Annotated in this window: 17 protein-coding genes; 3 read left to right on the top strand and 14 right to left on the bottom strand. The window is 59.6% G+C overall.

The genetic code is table 11. From position 1 onward, the window contains the following. Positions 1 to 16: 16 nt before the first annotated feature. Genes ABK249_RS23450 through ABK249_RS23425 form a run of 6 tightly spaced genes read right to left on the bottom strand, consistent with a single transcriptional unit; the run spans position 17 to position 6,018 of the window. The gene (locus ABK249_RS23450) at positions 17 to 793 is read right to left on the bottom strand and encodes an enoyl-CoA hydratase-related protein (RefSeq protein ID WP_227704073.1); all 777 of its coding nucleotides are present in this window, start codon (positions 791 to 793) and stop codon (positions 17 to 19) included. Beyond that, entirely contained in the window at positions 790 to 1,947 is a 1,158-nt protein-coding gene (locus ABK249_RS23445) for a CaiB/BaiF CoA transferase family protein (RefSeq protein WP_227704074.1), read from the bottom strand. The genes ABK249_RS23450 and ABK249_RS23445 overlap by 4 nt, the downstream gene beginning before the upstream one ends. Beyond that, positions 1,944 to 3,302 carry an FAD-dependent oxidoreductase gene (locus tag ABK249_RS23440; protein WP_227704075.1) on the bottom strand — a complete coding sequence of 453 codons (1,359 nt, stop codon included), beginning with the start codon at positions 3,300 to 3,302 and terminating at the stop codon, positions 1,944 to 1,946. The genes ABK249_RS23445 and ABK249_RS23440 overlap by 4 nt, the downstream gene beginning before the upstream one ends. Before the next feature lie 42 nt (positions 3,303 to 3,344). Further along, positions 3,345 to 4,166: an ABC transporter permease gene (locus tag ABK249_RS23435; RefSeq protein WP_037153108.1), complete on the bottom strand. Its 822-nt coding sequence runs from the start codon at positions 4,164 to 4,166 to the stop codon at positions 3,345 to 3,347. After that, complete coding sequence (locus tag ABK249_RS23430; RefSeq protein WP_227704076.1) at positions 4,163 to 4,978, bottom strand: ABC transporter ATP-binding protein; 816 nt, start codon at positions 4,976 to 4,978, stop codon at positions 4,163 to 4,165. Before ABK249_RS23430 ends, ABK249_RS23435 begins: the two co-directional genes overlap by 4 nt. Before the next feature lie 5 nt (positions 4,979 to 4,983). After that, a complete protein-coding gene (locus ABK249_RS23425) occupies positions 4,984 to 6,018 on the bottom strand; it encodes an ABC transporter substrate-binding protein (protein ID WP_037153114.1) in 1,035 nt (344 codons plus the stop codon). Positions 6,019 to 6,386: 368 nt separating this feature from the next. On the opposite strand from ABK249_RS23425, the gene ABK249_RS23420 reads away from it, so the two are divergent. Both ABK249_RS23420 and ABK249_RS23415 read left to right on the top strand, forming a co-directional pair. After that, positions 6,387 to 7,037 (top strand): glutathione S-transferase family protein, encoded by a 651-nt coding sequence (locus ABK249_RS23420; protein ID WP_227704077.1) that lies wholly within the window; start codon positions 6,387 to 6,389, stop codon positions 7,035 to 7,037. Positions 7,038 to 7,202: 165 nt separating this feature from the next. Next, positions 7,203 to 8,276, top strand: a complete 1,074-nt coding sequence (locus ABK249_RS23415) for an ornithine cyclodeaminase (protein WP_227704078.1) — start codon at positions 7,203 to 7,205, stop codon at positions 8,274 to 8,276. 69 nt (positions 8,277 to 8,345) lie between these two features. Here ABK249_RS23415 and ABK249_RS23410 read toward each other — a convergent pair whose 3' ends face one another. The 3 genes from ABK249_RS23410 to yghU form a co-directional block, all read right to left on the bottom strand. After that, a complete protein-coding gene (locus tag ABK249_RS23410; protein WP_037153121.1) occupies positions 8,346 to 8,894 on the bottom strand; it encodes a sigma-70 family RNA polymerase sigma factor in 549 nt (182 codons plus the stop codon). Continuing rightward, positions 8,875 to 9,522 carry a TetR/AcrR family transcriptional regulator gene (locus ABK249_RS23405; RefSeq protein ID WP_227704079.1) on the bottom strand — a complete coding sequence of 216 codons (648 nt, stop codon included), beginning with the start codon at positions 9,520 to 9,522 and terminating at the stop codon, positions 8,875 to 8,877. The genes ABK249_RS23410 and ABK249_RS23405 overlap by 20 nt, the downstream gene beginning before the upstream one ends. A gap of 172 nt (positions 9,523 to 9,694) precedes the next feature. Further along, positions 9,695 to 10,588 carry a glutathione-dependent disulfide-bond oxidoreductase gene (yghU, locus tag ABK249_RS23400; protein WP_227704080.1) on the bottom strand — a complete coding sequence of 298 codons (894 nt, stop codon included), beginning with the start codon at positions 10,586 to 10,588 and terminating at the stop codon, positions 9,695 to 9,697. Positions 10,589 to 11,281: 693 nt separating this feature from the next. Here yghU and ABK249_RS23395 point away from each other — a divergent pair. Continuing rightward, positions 11,282 to 12,511: a CaiB/BaiF CoA transferase family protein gene (locus tag ABK249_RS23395; protein WP_037153127.1), complete on the top strand. Its 1,230-nt coding sequence runs from the start codon at positions 11,282 to 11,284 to the stop codon at positions 12,509 to 12,511. Between the two features lie 85 nt (positions 12,512 to 12,596). On the opposite strand, the gene pqqE is transcribed toward ABK249_RS23395, so the two are convergent. From pqqE to ABK249_RS23370, 5 genes are all read right to left on the bottom strand, one after another. After that, entirely contained in the window at positions 12,597 to 13,700 is a 1,104-nt protein-coding gene (gene pqqE, locus ABK249_RS23390) for a pyrroloquinoline quinone biosynthesis protein PqqE (protein WP_037153130.1), read from the bottom strand. Continuing rightward, the gene (pqqD, locus tag ABK249_RS23385) at positions 13,697 to 13,993 is read right to left on the bottom strand and encodes a pyrroloquinoline quinone biosynthesis peptide chaperone PqqD (protein WP_037153132.1); all 297 of its coding nucleotides are present in this window, start codon (positions 13,991 to 13,993) and stop codon (positions 13,697 to 13,699) included. Before pqqD ends, pqqE begins: the two co-directional genes overlap by 4 nt. Next, a complete protein-coding gene (gene pqqC, locus ABK249_RS23380; RefSeq protein WP_227704081.1) occupies positions 13,993 to 14,748 on the bottom strand; it encodes a pyrroloquinoline-quinone synthase PqqC in 756 nt (251 codons plus the stop codon). The genes pqqD and pqqC overlap by 1 nt, the downstream gene beginning before the upstream one ends. Then, positions 14,745 to 15,683, bottom strand: a complete 939-nt coding sequence (gene pqqB / locus ABK249_RS23375; protein WP_227704082.1) for a pyrroloquinoline quinone biosynthesis protein PqqB — start codon at positions 15,681 to 15,683, stop codon at positions 14,745 to 14,747. Before pqqB ends, pqqC begins: the two co-directional genes overlap by 4 nt. Positions 15,684 to 15,749: 66 nt before the next feature. Further along, the coding region (locus ABK249_RS23370; protein WP_348864216.1) for a hypothetical protein at positions 15,750 to 15,964 on the bottom strand (215 nt) is incomplete at its 5' end.

The raw sequence follows: 15,964 nt of genomic DNA, 5'->3' as shown, positions 1-15,964 counted from the left end.
GAAATTCATACCATGCTCATCGGCCTCGCCAAACTGGAGCGCGTTTCTCGCGGAAAGCCGCCACACCTTCCATGGCATCCTCGCTCTGGAGCGCGCGGACGAGTGCCGGGGTGCGCAATCCCTGCGCGTCGGCAGGACTAAGGTGGCCGGTACGGTTCACCGTCTGCTTGATCGCCTTGAGGGAAAGCGGAGCGCAGGCGACGATCTCGTTCACCCACCGGTCCACGGCTGCGTCGAGTTCTTCGTACGGGGCGATCTCGTTGACGATGCCGAACCCATGCATCTCTGCTGCGGTGAACTGTCGACCGGTCAGCATCACCGCCATAGCCTGGTTATGGGCGATTTTCCGCTGCAGCAACACCATCCCCCCGTCGAGCGGCATGCGCCCGACACGAGCTTCCGGCAGACCGAATTTCGCCGTATCCGCCGCGATCACGATGTCACAGCCTAGCACCATCTCGAAGCCGCCTCCGAGCGCATACCCGTTGACGCGGGCGATCACCGGCACGTCGAGCGACCTGCGGAAGGCGAGGCCGCCGAATCCGTTCACCCGGCTTTCTGCCCAGTATTCGAGGCCGGTCTTCGTGCCACTGCCTTTAAGGTCGGCTCCTGTGCAGAAGGCCTTGCTGCCACTGCCGGTCAGCACCACGCAAGAGATGTCGTCGCGAGCTTCGATCTCGGTCCAGATGGCTTCGAGCTCCTGCTCGGTCGCCGCATCCACGGCATTCATCCGCTCCGGACGATCAAGAGTAACGCGCGCCACCCGGTTCTCGACGGAAAATCCGACTGTCATGCCGCGTCTCCACGCTCGGCTTCAAGCGATGCGAGAATCTCGTCATTGTGCTGGCCGAGACCTGGCGGCGGGATGCGAACCGAAACCGGTGCCGCCGACATGTCGATCGGCGAGCCGATCAGGCGGATGGGACCGGCCGCCGTTTCACCGGCCTCCAGGATCATCTTGTTGATGATCGTCTGTTCATCCTCCAATGCCTCGGCAAGGTTGCGGACGGGGGCGCACAGAATATCCACCTCCTCCAGCCGCTTCAGCCAATGGGCGTTGCTGTTCTTCGCGAAATTCTCGCGGAAGATCGCCTGCAGTTCCGGTCGATGCTCCATCTGAGCGTCGAAATCCCTGTACCGCGGCTGCTGGGACAGGTCCTCGATATCGAGCGCGTTGCAGATGTCCTGAAGCGGGTTCTGCTTGAAAGCGCCGACCATGACGATCGCGCCATCCGTGGTGTCGAACACGCCGGTCAGCGGAAAGGCGCCCCAGTTGAGATCCTTTTTGCGCATCATGTGCGCCGCACCTTCCTGCATCTGCATCGCCAGCATGGAATTATAGAGGCTGACGGCCACCTGCTGCCCTTCGCCGGTCTTTTCCCTGTGCAGGAGTGCAAGCAGGATGCCCTGGACGAGATGCATGCCGGCGGAGTAGTCGGCAAGCGGCGTCGCATAGATGGAGGTCGGATGGCTGCTGTCGGACTTGCGCCGCATCACTCCCGAGAGCGCCTGGGCGAGGATATCCTGTCCGCCCTTGTGCTGGTAGGGGCCGGTTAGTCCGAAGCCGGTACCGACCGCATAGATCAGCCGCTTGTTGATCTTCTTCAGATCATCGTAGCCGAAGCCCATCCGTTCCATGACGCCGGGACGGAAGTTGTTGACGACAACGTCCGCGTCGGCGATCAAGGCAAGCACGGCATCGCGCGCTTCCTTGAGTTTAAGGTCCAGAGCCAGGCTCTTCTTGTTGCGGTTTAGCGAGCAGAAGACCGGATTGTTGAGGCCATCCGGGTCCGAACCGAGCGACCAGCGCGACAGGTCGCCGATCTTGGCCTTCTCTATCTTGATGACCTCGGCGCCGTAATCGGCCAGCGTCTGCGTGCAGCAGGGACCGAGCATGACCTGCGTGAAATCGATCACGCGGATGCCGTCGAGTGGGAGAGAGTTCATTCCGCAGCCTCCAGGAATGTTGCATTTTCGGACGGGATGTCGCCGGGATCGGCACCCTGCGCCCGCATCTGTTTCTGGATCGCGCGAATGTCGGCTTTCCGAACGGTGGTTCCGGCATTGAGAGCCACGGCGGCGGCGACGCCGGCGGCCTCGCCCATAGCCATGCAGGGCGGGATTTCGCGACTCGATTTTTGTGCCTGCGGGGTTGCCGAATAGTGACGCCCGGCGACGATGAGCTGATCGACTTCACGCGGCAGCATCGACCGGTAAGGCGTATAATAGTCACGGCCACGGCAGACTGTGTCGGCAAAATGAACGCGGTTCATGACGTCATCCTTCGTCACGACATATTCGCCCTCAAGCAGCCTCGTCTGGCGCACACCTGTCTGCGGCGCGAAATCCACCACATAGGCCTTCTCGAATCCCGGCATCTTTTCGCGAGCGAAATCGAGCAGCCGTCCGATGCGGGCGCGGCCTTCGAGTTCCGCCTTGGTCAGGTCCTCTGTCTTGAGGCCGGAGAGGTTCGGCATATGCGGGCAGTTGAGCCAGACAATGCCCGGCAGCGGGGTCTTCAGCCACCAGAAGGACCAGCAACCACCGATCAGGCGCTTGGCCTCGTGATCGATCGTCTTGAACGCTTCCGGTTCCTCGAATTCGAAGCGCTCGGCGGCATCCGTATCGACGCCGCCCCAACGGGAGACGGTCGTCAGGATGAAGTTTGATTCCACATGCGAGGCGCCGGCCGACGCCGCGACGTCGAGGTCGCCGGTCGTGTCGATGACGATATCGCCGAGGATCGCTTCCATGCCCGACTTGGTCTGGCAAATGACGCCCTTGATGGTCTTGCCTTCCATGATCGCGGACGAGAACCAGCTATGGGTTCGAAGCTTTACGCCGGCTTCCGTCAGCACATCATAGGAGGCGCGCTTGAAGCCGTCCGGGTCGAAGGCGGCGGAAAAGCAGATCGGGTGCGGCATGGACTGGGTGTGGAAGTCGAAGAGGCCCCAACGCGCCCAGCGTCGCCAGGCTTCCGGTGTCTCGCGGATGTCGAGTTCGCGATCGCGACCGGTCGGCGTGACGCAGAGGTCCCATTTCTTCATCCGCTCGATCATCTCCATGCAGATGCCCTGCACGGTGACCTCAAGTCCGTTGATCATATCGTCAAGCACCAGCACCATGCCGCCGGCGGCAAGTCCGCCGACATAGGGGTAGCGTTCGAGCAGCGTCACCTTGGCGCCGTTGCGGGCTGCGGAAGCCGCCGCGGAAATGCCCGCGGGTCCCCCGCCGACGACCACCACATCGGAACGGTCGACCACTGCGACGTCGCGCGCCGCCTGAAGAATTGTCTGTTGCATTGGTTCAAACTCCCAGGGAACCGGATCAGAGGACGGTCGGGTTTAATGCGAGCCGGCCGGCTTCCAGCGGATCATCCGGGCCTCGATCACCGAGACGATGAAGAAGAGGACGACCGCAAGGGCCGCGGCGATCACGACGGTCGCGTAGAGCAGCGGTGAGCGGAAATTATAGGTGGCCTCGATGATGACCGCCCCAAGCCCGAAGCTGGAGCCGATCCATTCGGCGACGATCGCTCCCATGACGCTGCTGGTCGCGGCGATCTTCAGAGCCGCAAACAGGAACGGCATGGAACTCGGCAGCCGCACTTTCCAGAGGATTTCGCTGTTGCTGGCCGAAAGCACTCGCATCAGGTCGAGCATGGCCGGGCTTGCGGATTTCAGGCCCTGCACCATGTTGACGAGCGTCGGGAAGAAGCAGATCAGCCCGGCGATGATGATTTTCGGCGCAAGTCCGTTGCCGAAGATCAACACGAGGATGGGCGCCAGCGCGATGATCGGGATCGCCTTGATGAAGACCGCGATCGGATAGAAGGCCTTTTCCGCCATCGAGCTGTGTACGAACCAGATCGCCAGTAGGATCGCGACGAGATTGCCGAAGAAGAAGCCGAGCACCGCTTCGAGCAGTGTCGGCAACATGTTCGTCCAGAGAATTCCGGCATTCTGCTGGAAAGCGTAGGCGACATCGATCGGGCTCGGTGCCATGAAGGTCGGGATCTTGAAGAACCAGACAACCAACTGCCAGAGAACGATGAGGCCCATGGCTGCGGAAATCGCCGGCATGTGCCTGGCGAACACGCCAGCCGTGGCGTCGAGAAGCGCGATCTTGCGCTCCGTATCGACCCGGGATGAGACGACCTGGCTCATAGGCATTCCTCCAGGAGGCCACGTAGATGTGCGGTGACCTTGATGAACTCCACCGTGTCGCGCGCTGCGAGCGAACGCGGGAAGGGCAGTTCCACCTTCATGAACTCCTTGACCCGGCCCGGATGCGCCTGAAGCATCAGGACGTTCTGGCCGAGAAAGGCGGCTTCCGGAATGGAATGGGTGACGAACAGGATCGTCGTTCCCGTCTCCTGCCAGACGCGCAGCAATTCCTCGTTCAGCCGGTCGCGGGTGATCTCGTCGAGGGCACCGAACGGTTCGTCCATCAGCAGAATGCGCGGCCGGGTGATGAGCGCACGGGCGATCGCCACGCGCTGCCGCATGCCGCCGGAAAGCTCGTGAGGAAGCGCATTTTCGCGCCCCTTCAGACCGACCATGGCCAGTAGTTCATACGGGTCCGCATGGTCGCCGGTTTGGGCGTGCTTGCCGACTTCCAGTGGCAGCCGCACATTGTCGAGCACGGTTCGCCAGGGCAAGAGGGTCGCATCCTGAAAGACGAAGGCGAAGTCGCGACCTTCACGCGCTTCCTGCGGACTGCGGCCGAACACGGAAATCGATCCGTCGCTGATATGCACGAGATCAGCCACGCATCTCAGAAGCGTCGACTTCCCGCAGCCGGAAGGACCGAGCATCGTGACGAAGGCACCTTCCGGAATCTCCACGGAAACATCGGATAGTGCGGTGAATTCGTTGTTCCTGTCGCCGAACCGGACGAAGAGGTTCCGGATCGAAACCGCCGTGGCGGCTGGCTCGGTGCGTGGAACGTTCGGCTTCAACTGCGCCGCTCCCAACATTGCGATTACCCCACCTGTTTGCGGGCGTCGATGGTTGCTTCGAGGATGGAGAAGTTGACGACATCATCCACCGCCGGCACAGTGCCCTTGAACTGCTTGAGGTCGGCATAGGCCTTGATCTGCGCGGCCCAGTTCTCGCGCGTCATCGTGCCCCAGCCGGCAGCCTTGGTCGTGTCTCCGAAGGAGAAGTCGACGCAGGGGCCTACGGCCCGGAGCTCGCTCGGTTTATCGAGGATCGGGTAGGCCTCACAGAGATATTCCACGGCTTCCTGCTGATTTTCACGGACAAAGCCCCACCCCTTGGCCGCAGCGCGGGTGAAGCGCTCCAGGACGTCGGAATGTTTGTCGATCTGATCGTCGGTCGTGTAATAGACGTTGGCATAAAGCTGCAGGCCGCTGTCCCAAAGCATCATGTCTACGCGGTTATCGCCAAGCACGTCGAGCGCGTTGACGTTGGTGAGCCAGCCGGTGGCCGCATCGGCCTGTCCGGTGATAAGCTGGTTCATGTCCGAGCCCATGTTCACCATCTTCACCTGATCTTCGGCGATGCCGTTCTTGGCGAGCAGGGCGCGCAGCAGGATAAAGGCCGTCGGCTGAGTGGCGATCGTCTTGCCGATCATGTCCTTCGGTTCGCGGATCGGCTTGGTCTTCAGCGAGAAATAAGTGAAGGGATGCTTCTGGTATCCGGACAGGAAGGCCTTGACGGGCATTCCCGCCGATCGCGCCAGCATGACCGAAGGGCTCGACGAGATCTGACCGATCGCAGACTGACCGGAAGCGACGCCGGCCACGCCGTCGACGCTTGGCCCGCCAGGCACGATTTCGAGCTCGACACCCTCCTCTTCGAAAAAGCCTTTCTTTATCGCAGCGACCTCCCCCAGCAAGCCGTTCGAGGCGAGCCAGCCGAGCTGCATCCTGACTTTGGCCGTATCCTTGGCAAGGCCTGCCTTTATACCGATGAAGCTGGATGCTGCAGCAAGGCTGCCGATGGCGGCTGTTTGAGACATGAATCGCCGGCGATTCAGCATGAAATTGGACATAGTGTTCCCCTGTTTTGGATCCGACACCGGAAGTGCCGGCTTGGCTGCGTCCGGTCTCAACTGCCGGATTGAAGGTAGGATGGCGCAATGCCGCGTTCTAATAAAGCACAATATTTCGTATATATGATTGCCGAAAAGGCAACGCCCACCAGAATTGATCAAACTCCGGCAGACCGCTGCCGCAGTTGAATCGCGACGGCACATCAGATGAAATCCGGGGTCGCCAAGGTCTGCTATACGGAAAAGCCTGACGCTCGACAGCCGCTGAACGGATGCCTTGAGCTGCATTTGGATTTATCTCAAGCATGGGGTGTCGGAATCTCGTTTAGCCAGTCGTCTTCAAGATGGACGAGCTATGGAGAACACCAATGACTATTACCATTACCGCCTTTGAACGATCGCCAGATCGCGGCAAGGGTCTGGCGCGTGACATGCGCGTTCGCTGGGCGCTCGAAGAAGTTGACCAGCCTTACGACGTTCGCCTTCTTTCGTTCAAAGCGATGAAGGAACCCGCCCATCTCGCGCTTCATCCTTTCGGCCAGATTCCGACCTATGAAGAAGGCGATCTCGCCCTGTTCGAATCAGGGGCGATCGTATTCCATATCGCGGAGCGCCAGCCGGGCCTGCTGCCGGACGATGCGAATGCCCGGGCACGTGCGATCACATGGATGTTTGCTGCGCTCGACACGGTGGAGCCGCCGATCTTCGATCGCGCCCTCGTCAGGATCCTCGAACGTGACGAGCCCTGGTACGAGCAGCGCCTGCGTGTCCTCGAGGACACCATCCGGAAACGGCTGAGCGGTCTTTCCACCCGCCTTGGCGATGCCGACTGGCTCGATGGCGCATTCAGCGCCGGTGACCTGCTGATGGTGACGGTGCTGCGCAGGTTGCAGGGATCGGGCATGCTGGAAGAATATCCGAACCTCGCAGCGTACGTCGCCCGCGGCGAAGCGCGTCCCGCTTACAAGCGTGCTTTCGATGCTCAGTTGGCGGTTTTCACCGCCGCATCGACCGGCTGATATAGATCCGCTCCGGGCTCGAAGCCGGGTCTTTCGCCCAGTTTATGAGGCCCGCTCCCTGGCAACTCGCAAAGCAATGGCCTTGCGCGAAGCAGCCTACGCGATTGGCACGTCAGGCCATTCGTGGCAACTTGTCACCCAAGGAAAGTTGCCAAGGAGCCGACGATGCCAGCCCTACCCACCCTGAATATCGTACCGTTCATCAGCGTCGAGAACATGATGGACCTTGTGCTGAATATCGGGATCGAGACATTCCTCGATGAATTGGCGGCCTATATCGAAGCTGATTTCCGCCGCTGGGAAGTCTTCGACAAGGTGCCGCGCATTGCCTCCCATTCACGCGAGGGCGTAATCGAGCTGATGCCGACCAGCGACGGTACGCTTTATGGGTTCAAGTATGTCAACGGCCATCCGAAGAACACGCGCACCGGCCGACAGACCGTGACGGCATTCGGTGTTCTCTCCGATGTCGATAGCGGCTATCCCCTCCTCATCTCGGAAATGACCATCCTGACAGCGCTGCGCACGGCAGCGACCTCGGCAATGGCCGCCAAATATCTTGCTCCGGAAAACGCCAACTGCATGGCGATTATCGGCAATGGCGCGCAAAGCGAATTCCAGGCGATCGCCTTCAAGGCGCTGCTCGGCATAAGAAGGTTGCGCCTCTATGACATCGACCCGAATGCCACGAAACGCTGCGCCAAGAACCTGCGAAACTTGGGATTCGAAATCCAAGCCTGTCGATCGTCTGAAGAGGCGGTCGAAGGCGCCCATGTCATCACGACGGCAACGGCCGACAAGCAGTGCGCCACCATCCTGACCGACAACATGGTCGGCCCCGGTGTTCACATCAATGCCGTCGGCGGTGATTGCCCGGGCAAGACCGAACTCCACCGGGACATTCTCCTGCGTTCGGATATCTTCGTCGAATATCCGCCGCAGACCCGCATCGAAGGGGAAATCCAGCAGATGCCGGCGGATCATCCGGTCACCGAACTCTGGCAGGTCATCGCCGGCCTTGCACCCGGCCGGAAGAACGGCGCGCAGGTGACGCTTTTTGACAGTGTCGGCTTTGCGATCGAAGACTTTTCGGCACTGCGCTATGTCCGCGACAAGCTCTCCGGCACCAATCTCTATGAAAATCTCGACCTGCTCGCCGATCCGGACGAGCCGCGCGACCTCTTCGGCATGCTCCTGCGCAGAAAAGCTCTGACCGCCACATCTCGGAAACCCGCATGAACCGAAGCAATTCTTCTCCGCGGGCATCCTGCGCGAGAAGCGCAATCAGATCGCCGGTCTTCACGTTACTCAGTCGGAGTATAGTGCGGCCAAAGCCTTCAAAGCTCTATGCAAGGAGACTCGCACCGCCACCTCGGTCATTTTCAGACGGTCAGCGGTTTCGCGCACGCTCGATCCTTCAATCGAGATTGATTGCACTATTGTTCGTTGTGGATCCTTCAACCGGTCCAGCACCCGTTCTATGTCGATGCGATCCGAGGTGTTAACGCGCTCATCGCTCTCGAGCGTTGCAATGACATCTTCCAGCGGGACGCTGGCCTGTCGTCCACGTCTGCGCATGCTATCGACAAGCTTGTTGTGCACGATTGCGGAAATCCATGGCCCGAGCGGCCGGGATGGATCCCACGTCCCTCGCTTCAGATGGATCGCCAACAGCACTTCCTGAACCACGTCCTCGGCCTCACTTGTCGGTGCGCCAAACTGTTCGCAACGCTTCCGCGCCATCATGCGCAGGTGTGGCGTGAGGGCAGTCAGCAGTTTTTGATAAGCACGGCTGTCGCCCGCGATTGCCAACCGCATCCAGGCGGCCCATTCCATTTCACGCGCCTGATTTCTCATCCGACATGTCCTTCTTCGGCGCGGCATATGGCTTGTCGTCTTTCACGTCGGGTTCGAGCAACGCGAAGATAGGTTTGATCAGACCTTCCATGAGGTCCCTCTCTGGCCGTGTTCGTGCGAGCACCCGAATCCCAAGAAGGGTGCACAAAAGTGTGCGGGCCATGTCGGTTGCAGTCTGGTAGCGGCTGATCGTTCCATCTTCCTGTCCTGCCTGGAGACAACGCCTGAAGAAAGCCTCCACTTGCAGCAACACGTCGGCGACCACGCGCTGAGACTCTTCATCGTGAGGCGCAACCTCGAGAGCCGAATTGACCAGCATGCATCCTTTCCGCCTCGTGTCGCTTAGTGAGCGGTCGATAATTTCGACAAAGAACGCATGAATAGCTTCACGTGGCGGTTTCTTTTCGAAACGCCCGACCCGATCGACAAAACTCTGCTTCACGTAAAATTCCAGAGCCTTGCGATAAACGGTCCGTTTGTCGCCGAACGCATTGTAGATGCTGGCCGTGGTCAATCCCATCACTTGCGCCAGATCGCGGATCGAAGTTGCCTCGTATCCATGGTCCCAGAAGTGCTCGACGGCCAGCAAAAGCACCTTTTCATCATCGAATTCTCTCGGTCTGGCCATCTTTATCTCTCATGTTGCCGCTCGCGTTACCTTGCTGACGACAGCGGTGGCAACAAGCAGCAATCCTGGGGAGCGCTTCACTCTGCCGAGCGCGGAAGGCGGGTTTCGTTGCCCGCCTTCGCGACAATGTCAGCGATGACAGATTTAAGCTCTCCTCATCACCAAGAAGAGCTCACCCCTTATTTTCCTCGGTTCTTCCCGCTGACAATTTATCCTGGGTCTTGGTATTGAAGTCCTCGGCATCGTGACGCTCGTGCAATTGCTCGGAGAGGTCGCCGGAGAGGCGATTCACCATACGGCCACGCTTGACGGCCGGGCGGCTCAGGAGGAGATCGGCCCAGCGCAGCACATTTTTATAGTCTTGAACCGACAGGAATTCGGCCGCACCGTATTGCCAGCCCTTGACCAAGCCTCCGTACCAGGGCAGCACGGCGATATCGGCAATGGTATATTCACTGCCACCTAAATATTCGCTTTCGGCCAGACGGCGATCGAGGACGTCGAGTTGACGCTTGACCTCCATGGCAAAGCGATCGATCGCGTATTCGATCTTGACGGGCGCATAGGCATAGAAATGACCAAAGCCGCCGCCGAGATATGGTGCACTCCCCATCTGCCAGAATAGCCAGGACAAGCACTCCGCGCGAGCCGGCTGCTCTGTCGGAAGAAGTGCCCCGAACTTCTCGGCAAGATAGACGAGGATGGAACCGGACTCGAACACCCGCACCGGCTTTGGCCCGGACCGATCCAGCAATGCCGGAATCTTGGAGTTCGGATTGACCTTCACGAAACCGCTGCCGAACTGGTCGCCCTCGCCGATCTTGATCAGCCAGGCGTCGTATTCGGCGCCGGCGTGGCCGAGCGCAAGCAGCTCTTCCAGCATGATCGTGATCTTCTGTCCGTTCGGCGTGCCAAGCGAATAAAGCTGCAGCGGATGCCGGCCTACCGGCAATTCCTTTTCATGGGTCGGTCCGGCAATCGGCCGATTGATGTTGGCGAACGCGCCGCCGCTTGGCTTGTTCCAGGTCCAGACTTTCGGGGGAACGTATTCGGGGGAATCTGTCATTTTTGTCTCCTGAATTATCCCGCGACCTTTGTGGGGCCGGGAAATGGTGGATGGGAAGAGAGCGCACTTGGTTTGCTCGTCGTTGACATGTTTGAACGGGCGATCCTTGCCGACTTCGCGGGGCGCGAGCCGCGGCTGATCGCGCGTCGATGACCTCAAACAGTCGTTTCAGATGGGGGTTGTCGTGCAAGCGGTCATCGTGAAGCTCCGTTCTGGATGGCTCATATATTTGGGGGTGCTGGTACACTCTTTGCGCCGAAGGAGAACGCATCTGGCGCTGGATCATCAGGGCCGATCGCTTCATTCCTCGGCGAAGCTGGCATATAGTTTCTTGATTTTTGTCTTACAAAAGAGCCACTCCACTGAGGGGAACCGCGCGAGAACTCCGTGTAGACATAGCGCAATCCCACTCCAGCGCATGACAGCATTCCCTCACTTTGTCGTCTCCCGCCTTACTAGCATCGCTTGGCGGCACGAGCGTCGCATTTTAACTCGATCGTTCTACAATGCAGTCCTGTTTGAATGTTGGCAACATACAATTCGATCGACAGTCTCAGCAAAAAAAGGCCTGCTGCTGTAACGAACCGTATCATGCAGCCGTAGTGGCTTTGTCGGACCTCACCCGGCAGTGGGCTGCCGGACTAACCGCCGCTGCCTGTCCGTTGGTTCAGTAACTTGCAGTGGAAATCGTAAATGACGACATCGAGCGATCAGAAGCCGGCCTGCCTTCAAGGCCTGCGCATCCTGGACATGTCGCGTATTCTTGCAGGGCCGACGGCAACGCAACTCCTGGCCGACCTCGGTGCGGATGTGATCAAGGTGGAGCGACCTGGCCTCGGTGATGATACGCGTAGTTGGGGGCCGCCCTTTGTGGCGAACGCCGATGGCAGCGAAAGTGATCTGAGCGCCTATTTCCTCTCGGCCAACCGCAACAAGAGATCGATAGCGATCGACCTTGCGACGGACGATGGCGTCGCTTTGGTCAAGCGACTAGCCGCAATTTCCGATGTCGTTATCGAAAATTACAAGCCGGGCGACCTGGCGCGACGCGGTGTTGGTTACGACGATGTCCGCAAGATCAAGCCGGATATCGTCTGGTGCGCAATTTCCGGATTCGGGCAGAGCGGCCCCTACTCCGATCGAACCGGCTACGATTTCCTGATCCAGGCAATGGGCGGCATCATGAGCATAACCGGCGAAAGTGATGCTGCTGGCGGGAAGCCGGTCAAGGTTGGTCTCGGTATCGCCGATGTCATGTGCGGCATGTACGCAACAGTCGGCATCCTCGCAGCACTTCGCCATCGTGACCACACCGGGGAAGGTCAATACATCGATCTCGCGCTTTACGACACACAGGTCGCCTGGCTCATCAACGCTGCGACGAATTACCTGGCTTCAGACAAGGTGCCGGGCCGGATCGGTAACCGGCATCCGAACATCGCACCCTACCAAACCTTTGCGACAGCAAAGGGCGAGATCGCCATTGCGGTCGGCAACGATCAGCAATTCGCCAGATTTGCCGCAGTCATTGGCTCGCCGGCGCTTGCCCAGGATGAACGTTTCCACCGCAATCGCGATCGAGTGATGAACATTGATGCCCTTGATGCGCAGGTGACCGAGGCGCTGCGCAATGACACGGCGGAAAATTGGGAGCGGCGTCTCATAGCAGCGGGGATTCCCGCCGGACGTGTCGCAACGATCGGTCAGGTCCTTTCTGATCCGCACACGATCGCACGCGACATGGTAATACGCATGCCCACAGATGATGGCCAATTGCTAGGGCTTCTAGGCAACCCATTGAAGATGTCCGCCACGCCCGTCAGGTTCCACCGCGCGCCGCCTCATTTGGATCAGCACCGCGAGGACGTTCTTCGCGAGATCGTAGCTATCGAGGACGCCCAAAGAAGTGATGGCACCAGATGATCCACTCCCCCGTCCCTTGAGGTAGAAGAGCTGGCAATACCACAGCGCTCGCCTCTGCTACCAAGACAAAAGCCCAGATCGGCGGTTACGCCCGTCCGATGCGGCGGTACCGAAAATCGTCTGCGTTGGAGGAAGGGAGTGAGTTGGCCTCCCCGATCAGTATCGCCATACGGTTATGGAGGGGAGATTTGACACAGGCAGGATCGGTCGCGGCCGCATCGCCCGCAATCGCCATGGCCTGACACCGGCAGCCGCCCCAGTCGATCTCTCGCCGGTCGCAGCTTTTGCAGGGTTCCAGCATCCAGTCGTCGCCGCGGAAAGCATTAAAAGCCAGAGAATTGAGCCAGATATCCGTCAGGCTTCGTTCTCCGAACCGCTCGAAATGCAGGGTCGGGATGGTTGCTGCCGCGTGGCATGGAAGGACCGTGCCATCCGGCGTAACCATGAATGCATCGCGTGCCCAGCCGCCCATACAGGGTTTCGGATAGACCGCAAAATAATCGGGCGCGACGAAATCAATGGCCAGAATTCCCTGCAACCGCGACTGAGCCTCCTCGACGATCTCGACCTGACGTTCCACCGCCTCGCGGTCGGGCATGAGGGTATTGCGGTTCAGGAGAGCCCAGCCTGCATATTGCACATTGGCGATCTCCAACCGCTGCGCGCCAAGGGAAAGCGCGAGATCGATGAAAGCCGGTACTTCCTCTATATTGTGCCGGTGGATGGGCGCATTGATCGTAAGCGGCAGGCCGAGTTCCACGACCCGCCTTGCTGTTTCGAGTTTCTTCTCATGCGCGCCGCGGTTGTTGCCGATCTTCTCTGTCGTCGAAGCATTGGCGCCCTGGATGCTCAACTGCACGTGATCGAGACCGGCGTCACATAACCTCTCAATTCGCCCTTCGGCGATGCCGACACCGGCGGTGATGAGATTGGTATAGACACCGCGCCGTGCCAGACAGCTTACGAACTGTTCGAGATCCGGCCTGAGCGTCGGCTCGCCCCCGGACAGATGGATCTGCAGGACCCCGAGGTCGGCCGCCTCTTCAAAGAGAGCAAGCCATGCGTCCGTCGAAAGCTCCTTGTCGGCCTTCAACAGTTCGAGCGGGTTGGAACAGTAGACGCATTGCAGGGGACAGCGATGCGTCAGCTCAGCCAGCATGCCGATCGGAGGCAGAGGTGCATCACTCATAGCGTCACCAGAAATCTGTCGGACCATTCCTGCAGGAACTGTTCGACATCGGGTGCGATATCTTCGCGAGCTGCATCATACTGGCCGGCGAGCTCGTCGACGATTTGCGAAACCGTGCGCTGGCCGTCGCACAGCCTGAGTATATCAAGGCTGACCTCATCCGGCCAGAAAACCCTTTCCGGCGAAAGCAGCGCCCAGGCACCGCGAACCGGATCATACTGCAGCCTTACATAGCGCTTCAGGCGAGGTCTCGCTTCTCCGGACAGAATGACACGCTGACGGCGGGCCTCCATCAGATCGCCTCCGGCACGAAGGCGCCCGGCGGAATACTGCCGCCACCTCCATAGGCGTAGTCCAGGGCATCCAGCATCGCCCACAAGATATCGCATTTGAAGACAAGGGCATTGATGACGGTCTGCTGCTTTTCCGGGTCGGTCGCGTGCTGCAGGACATAGGCGAGCGCGAAATCGGAATCCCGCGGTGCCTGCGTCAGCCTCGGCATGAAATAGGCGAGCGTATCTTCGGTTACGTAGCTGTACTTCGCCAGCATGGCCGGAACGCGCTCGCCGATGATCACCGGAGAAAACAACTCCGTCAACGACGACGCCACGGCTTCCAGCAGACTGCGATTGGTACAGAAAGACAGATACGCTCCAACAGCGAAGCGAGTGGCGGGCAGGGCAAATCGCTCGCTCTTCACTGTCTCTTCGTCGAGCCCCAGCCCGGTCGCCAGCTTGATCCACCGGGCGATGCCGCCATTCCAGCCATTCGTTCCGTCGTGATCTTCGATCCTGCGGCGCCATTCGACGCGAAATTCCGGGTCTTCCGCCCGGGCGATGATCGTCGCATCCTTGCGCGGGATCATCGCCTGATAGCAGTACCGGTTGAGCGCCCATGCCTGAAGCTCGGCCTTGGTCAGGGCGCCCGCCGTCATCCTGTGATGGTAGGGATGCCTGTTGTGGTATCGCTCAGCCCCGATCTGACGAAGTACCTCTTCGAGCGCGGCCGGCGTCAATCCATTGCGCGCCGCGTCTGCAAAATCGCTCATAGGCCGATCTCCATCCCGTCATAGCCGATCTCCCAGCCTCCTGCCCTCACGGCTGCCGCTTCGGGGGAATTTTCGCCGAGGATCGGATTGGTATTGTTGATGTGAACATAGATGCGGCGCTCCGGTGCAACATCGGCAAGCAGAGCCATGGACCCTTCAGGACCGCCGATGTGCAGGTGTCCCATGCGCCGGCCGGTTTTGGCGCCGACGCCGGCGCTCAACATCTCGTCATCGGTGTAGACCGTGCCGTCGAAAAGCAGACATGTCGCAGCGGCAATTCTTTCTTTCAGATCGGCGTCGACAGCTGCACAGCCAGGGACATATAACGCCGAGGACTCACGACCCTCCTGCCAAATGCGAACTCCCACAGTGTCGCCCTCCTGCGTGCCGAAACCCTCTTCCGCCTTGTCGGCATCCTCCAAAAACAGAGCCACCTTACCGAGAACCGGAAACGCCTCGACCACGATGGATGTCGGCTTGCCCTGCCAATCCGCAATCGGCGTCGGGATATTCAGCAGAAGTTCGCGGCGCTCGACCAGTTCACTGTCGAGAACATTGAAAATACTGTTTTCCGCGAGTAGGCGTAGAACCCGCGCGGTTGCATAAATGACGAAGCGATGCCGCTCACGCAGGCTCAAGAGTCCGGCAATGTGATCGACGTCCGCATTCGTCAGGATAACGGCTTGGATAGGCGAAGCACGCAGGGGGCCATCTTCCCTCGGCTGCAGCTCGGGAATTGCCGCAATTTGCTCGCGAATATCCGGGGATGCATTGAAGAGAACCCAGTTTTTGCCATCAGCAGAGACACCCAGACTCGATTGCGTCCGCGGTCGAAAACCGTCTTCGCCATTACGGACAGAACGGCTCAGCCGGTAGTTGCAGTTCCACTGGGGAAATCCCCCTCCCGCCGCGGAGCCGAGAATCTTCAGCCGCATGTGACAATGCTTCCTTCCGACGGCAGCCGCTCCATGCGTGAACGCCACATGGAGCGGTAAATGCTCTTACTTCTTGGCTTTGAGGTCGGCGGAATAATAGCGTGACATTTCCATTCCGACAGCGACCGTGCACATTGTCGGCTTTTTCCAGCTTTTCTTCATAAGCTTTCTCCTCTTCGCTCTTTGCCTGAGATCAACAATTTGATCTCCTCCCGGCATCGTGCGCCCTCGGGCGCAAGCTCTGAAATTCGCGGCGTTACATCCGAACGCAATCGCACCTC

Source organism: Neorhizobium phenanthreniclasticum (assembly GCF_040066075.1).
Taxonomy (GTDB): domain Bacteria; phylum Pseudomonadota; class Alphaproteobacteria; order Rhizobiales; family Rhizobiaceae; genus Neorhizobium; species Neorhizobium petrolearium.
This window is presented reverse-complemented; position numbering and strand designations above follow the sequence as displayed.

Coding starts and splice junctions, on each gene's coding strand:
- ABK249_RS23450 (WP_227704073.1), bottom strand. CDS start 793: ATGACAGTCGGATTTTCCGTCGAGAACCGGGTGGCGCGCGTTACTCTT.
- ABK249_RS23445 (WP_227704074.1), bottom strand. CDS start 1,947: ATGAACTCTCTCCCACTCGACGGCATCCGCGTGATCGATTTCACGCAG.
- ABK249_RS23440 (WP_227704075.1), bottom strand. CDS start 3,302: ATGCAACAGACAATTCTTCAGGCGGCGCGCGACGTCGCAGTGGTCGAC.
- ABK249_RS23435 (WP_037153108.1), bottom strand. CDS start 4,166: ATGAGCCAGGTCGTCTCATCCCGGGTCGATACGGAGCGCAAGATCGCG.
- ABK249_RS23430 (WP_227704076.1), bottom strand. CDS start 4,978: ATGTTGGGAGCGGCGCAGTTGAAGCCGAACGTTCCACGCACCGAGCCA.
- ABK249_RS23425 (WP_037153114.1), bottom strand. CDS start 6,018: ATGTCCAATTTCATGCTGAATCGCCGGCGATTCATGTCTCAAACAGCC.
- ABK249_RS23420 (WP_227704077.1), top strand. CDS start 6,387: ATGACTATTACCATTACCGCCTTTGAACGATCGCCAGATCGCGGCAAG.
- ABK249_RS23415 (WP_227704078.1), top strand. CDS start 7,203: ATGCCAGCCCTACCCACCCTGAATATCGTACCGTTCATCAGCGTCGAG.
- ABK249_RS23410 (WP_037153121.1), bottom strand. CDS start 8,894: ATGAGAAATCAGGCGCGTGAAATGGAATGGGCCGCCTGGATGCGGTTG.
- ABK249_RS23405 (WP_227704079.1), bottom strand. CDS start 9,522: ATGGCCAGACCGAGAGAATTCGATGATGAAAAGGTGCTTTTGCTGGCC.
- yghU (WP_227704080.1), bottom strand. CDS start 10,588: ATGACAGATTCCCCCGAATACGTTCCCCCGAAAGTCTGGACCTGGAAC.
- ABK249_RS23395 (WP_037153127.1), top strand. CDS start 11,282: ATGACGACATCGAGCGATCAGAAGCCGGCCTGCCTTCAAGGCCTGCGC.
- pqqE (WP_037153130.1), bottom strand. CDS start 13,700: ATGAGTGATGCACCTCTGCCTCCGATCGGCATGCTGGCTGAGCTGACG.
- pqqD (WP_037153132.1), bottom strand. CDS start 13,993: ATGGAGGCCCGCCGTCAGCGTGTCATTCTGTCCGGAGAAGCGAGACCT.
- pqqC (WP_227704081.1), bottom strand. CDS start 14,748: ATGAGCGATTTTGCAGACGCGGCGCGCAATGGATTGACGCCGGCCGCG.
- pqqB (WP_227704082.1), bottom strand. CDS start 15,683: ATGCGGCTGAAGATTCTCGGCTCCGCGGCGGGAGGGGGATTTCCCCAG.